We start from the raw sequence: 3,640 nt of genomic DNA on the forward strand, positions 1-3,640 counted from the left end.
ACCCGTGCCAACAGCCTTCTACGACCCGGACCATCCGGGAATTGACCTTCATGGGGTCAACCGTACGGGGTAACGCTAACCTCACGGCTGATCATCCACAGGCCCCTGAAGTCGTGGAGCTTATCCACAATGCTGCCGTGCATCTGATCTCGAAGGAGCTGCGTGGTCGATGCTTGATGCATGACAACCACGCAACGTAGACCCAGAAGGCAGAAGAAAACGCCGTCGCACAGCCCGAGGACGATCCTGGTCGATACCCGGGACGCAAACAGTCAGGCTGCCGAATCCGTCTATGCGGTAGCCGCCGCCCTCGGCCTGGACATTGTCGAACTCCCGCACGCCGAGGATGCATCCAAAGTCGTCCACATCCAGGTTTCGGGGAACACAGTGTATGCCGACGCCAGGCAGTGGCACTACCCAGAACATGAAGCCACGTTTGAACACTGGCTGGTATCAAAATGTTTTCCACGTGCCGAGCACAACACTGTGTGGGCCACCGTCCAAACTGGTAACGGCAGCTACCCATTGCTTGCGGTTGCTATGGCCTATGCGACGGCTGGCGCAGCAGCTGGCGGAACGTTGTTTGTTGACGCCGACGCTGCGGGAACGCTAACCGACACGATACTGGAAGCCACCGATCACGCCATCGAAGTGCTGGACTTTGACTTTTCGATGCCTTCGCCGCACATTTACTTACTCAATGCGCCAGTCTGGGAGGGCGTTACCCTGATGCTGCAGCGCAACGGTGCCAATCCGTTGAACTCCGTATTGCTGGCCGAGACGACCGATGCCGCCCGCCAACACTTCCGTCACGTGGTGGTCAATTGCGGTGCCGATCTGTTCATGGCTCAGCGTCTTGCGGCCGACGGCGCCCAAGTGGTGCACGTTGATGACTTTTCCCGACCGCTCTACGTGAAATTTGACCCGTATAAGAAACTGGATTACGCCTCACACCGTATTCCGGATTATGGCACCCGCCGGGACTTCGAATTTATTTATACAAACACTCGACGGCGCAAAGGTATGCGCCGCTGGATGGAACGAGGTGACCTTTAATGGGACGCGGATGGGTGCCCCAACGACCCGAGAAAACCGGGGGACTAGCCGCTGCTAAACATTGGTTGGCTTCTCGCCTCAGCGCCCAGGACCACCAGACCCAACCTAATCCAGCCGTCGTGGCACAGGCCGTAGCGAAACACGTGCCGGTCGCCTCCACCAGCCAGGCCAAAGCAACCATGCAACACATGGTCGACGACCTGCTGGGCCTGGGTTCGCTCGCCGAGTTTACCCGGCACCCAGACGTTACCGACATCATCGTGGACGGGCGCGGTCACATCTGGACAGATACTGGCACCGGACTCAGACGAACCGACACGATCCTGGACGCCACAGAAACCAAGGCGCTCGCAGTGCGCTTGTTGGGCCAAGGGGGTAAACGACTCGATGAAGGTATGCCTTACGGTGACGTCCAAATTGGTCACGCTAGAATTCACGCCGTGCTTCCACCGATCGCCACCGAGGGGCCACAGCTGTCCATCCGCTTGCCATCGCGCACGCAGCCGAGCCTGGAAACCTTGTCTACAGACTGGCCCGGCGCCCAGAAGTGGCTGAACGTTATCGGTCACCTGATGCAAAATCGCACCAACATGCTTATCTCCGGGGCTACCGGCTCGGGGAAAACAACGCTGTTGGCCGCACTCTTGGCCACGGTTGACCCCGCTCAGCGCATATTAACGATCGAAGATACCCCTGAATTGGATATCAATCATCCTCATGTGGTGGGTCTGGCTACTCGCGACGCCAACACCGAAGGCCAAGGCAGCATCGGTCTGCCGGTCCTGATCCGCCAGGCACTTCGTATGCGTCCCGACCGCGTGATTGTTGGAGAATGTCGCGGCGCCGAAGTCGCTGACTTTCTTACAGCAATGAATACCGGCCACCGCGGGGCCATCGGGACCGTCCATGCCAACTCGGCTAGCGATGTCCCGGCCAGACTGCATGCGATGTCTGCGCTCGCCGGGCTGGGTCCGACCACGGCAGCACTACAGGTTCGCTCGGCCATCGACGTCGTCATTCACCTCACCCGTAGCGAGGATGGTCGGCGTTACCCGGCCGAAATCGCATTATTATCCAAAACCGGTGACGACGCAGACCTGCACCTCATTCCGGTGCTCACTACCGTAGGGCAGCAGGTCATAGAGGGCACCGGTCTAGGACTCCTGGACTCCCTGACAGCTGGTCATAGGGAGGCAGCATGAACCCGTTCAGAGCGATCCTCAGGTTGATCACTGCGAAACGCCGTGCGGCCCAGCACCACGCTGAGTTCATTCGCATGATTCGACAGGCCGCAGCACTGCTATCCGCAGGCCGTGCCTTGAGCCAACTTTGGCCCGAGGTAGCCCAGGCACACCAGCCGTGCTCTTGGAAACCTGCACCCGAAGACCCTGATCCGGGTTGTTGCATCCACCACGTGGTCAACCGTCAACATGCGGTCAGTTTATTGAACCAGCCGTACTTCGCGCAGGTTACCGGGCCGGGGCAGACCAACGACTGGCAGCAATTGGCCGCAACCCTGACTTTGGCCCAACACACTGGAATGTCGCTGTCACAGGTTCTATACCGCCTCGCCGATGCGTTAGAAGCAGGAGAAGACGCCCAACAAGCTCGCGAAGCTGCCTCAGCCGGGCCCAAATCTACTGCAAACCTGCTGGCCTGGTTACCGGTAGCCGGTCTAGGACTTGCACATATGCTCGGCGCATCTATTGGGCAGCTGCTCACCAGTGGGACCGGCTGGATCCTGTTGATTTCTGGTGCTGCTCTTGCGGCAGTCGGACGGATCTGGACGCGACGCATGATGAAAACAGCGGAGGAACCATGAACACCAACCAAGCCGCCACTGATCCAGCACTTGTCTTGGACATCTTGGCACAGCTGTTTGCCTCGGGCAGTTCATTGGCCAATGGACTGGCAGCAGTGGGTGACTACCTGCCTGGTTGCCACTCACTCACCCGGGTTGCCAATCAGTTACTGCTGGGCATGGGCTGGGAAGAGGCCTGGGAAGATGCCCGTGAAGACCGCCAACTAGACCAGCTGGCCAATGAACTTCACTTCGTCCACACCTCTGCGGTTCCTTCAGCCCACATGCTCACGACAGCAGCCACCGCCCTACGTGCCAACCGCAAACGTTTAGCCGAACAGCTAGCCCAGGAGCTGGCCATCCGGCTGGTGCTACCCACCGGAATCTGCATGCTCCCCAGTTTCATCCTGCTGGGCATCGTCCCCATGGTGATGGCCCTGCTGCCCGGCTAAAAGCCCAGACCCATAACTAAATATCGACCAGCTATCCCATCTGAAATCAAGGAGAACACCATGGAACACGATCGTCCCCTTATCCTCGACCTGACCGACGACAGCGGCGCAAACACCGCAGAATATTCGATTGTCACATTGGCGGCCGTCGCTTTTGCCGGCGTGCTCGCCGCAGTCATATCGTCAGGAACCGTCCAAGGCCTGTTGGAAGGTCTCATTGAACGCGCTCTGAGTTTCTAATCCCAATAACGAGACGGCCGGGGCGCCGGCCCCCCCCCCCCCCGGCGGGACCCAACGACCCGAAAAAAAAAACACACTAGGGGCGGGGGCC

6 protein-coding genes are annotated in these 3,640 nt (G+C 59.2%); all 6 read left to right on the forward strand.

The features are described 5' to 3' along the window. Nucleotides 1-200, forward strand: a 200-nt coding sequence (locus L0H14_RS12090; protein ID WP_301421955.1) for a hypothetical protein, incomplete at its 5' end; no start/stop codon positions are given. Continuing rightward, on the forward strand, nucleotides 181-1,056 hold the full coding sequence (locus tag L0H14_RS12095; RefSeq protein ID WP_301421956.1) for a hypothetical protein: 876 nt from the start codon (nucleotides 181-183) through the stop codon (nucleotides 1,054-1,056). The genes L0H14_RS12090 and L0H14_RS12095, both read left to right, overlap by 20 nt. Further along, nucleotides 1,056-2,258 (forward strand): TadA family conjugal transfer-associated ATPase, encoded by a 1,203-nt coding sequence (locus tag L0H14_RS12100; protein WP_301417957.1) that lies wholly within the window; start codon nucleotides 1,056-1,058, stop codon nucleotides 2,256-2,258. The genes L0H14_RS12095 and L0H14_RS12100 overlap by 1 nt, the downstream gene beginning before the upstream one ends. Next, complete coding sequence (locus L0H14_RS12105; RefSeq protein WP_301417955.1) at nucleotides 2,255-2,878, forward strand: type II secretion system F family protein; 624 nt, start codon at nucleotides 2,255-2,257, stop codon at nucleotides 2,876-2,878. Before L0H14_RS12100 ends, L0H14_RS12105 begins: the two co-directional genes overlap by 4 nt. Then, the gene (locus L0H14_RS12110; RefSeq protein WP_301417953.1) at nucleotides 2,875-3,309 is read left to right on the forward strand and encodes a type II secretion system F family protein; all 435 of its coding nucleotides are present in this window, start codon (nucleotides 2,875-2,877) and stop codon (nucleotides 3,307-3,309) included. The genes L0H14_RS12105 and L0H14_RS12110 overlap by 4 nt, the downstream gene beginning before the upstream one ends. Before the next feature lie 60 nt (nucleotides 3,310-3,369). Continuing rightward, the gene (locus tag L0H14_RS12115; protein WP_301417951.1) at nucleotides 3,370-3,549 is read left to right on the forward strand and encodes a DUF4244 domain-containing protein; all 180 of its coding nucleotides are present in this window, start codon (nucleotides 3,370-3,372) and stop codon (nucleotides 3,547-3,549) included. Nucleotides 3,550-3,640: the final 91 nt, after the last annotated feature.

Source organism: Yaniella sp. (assembly GCF_030453185.1).
GTDB lineage: Bacteria > Actinomycetota > Actinomycetes > Actinomycetales > Micrococcaceae > Yaniella.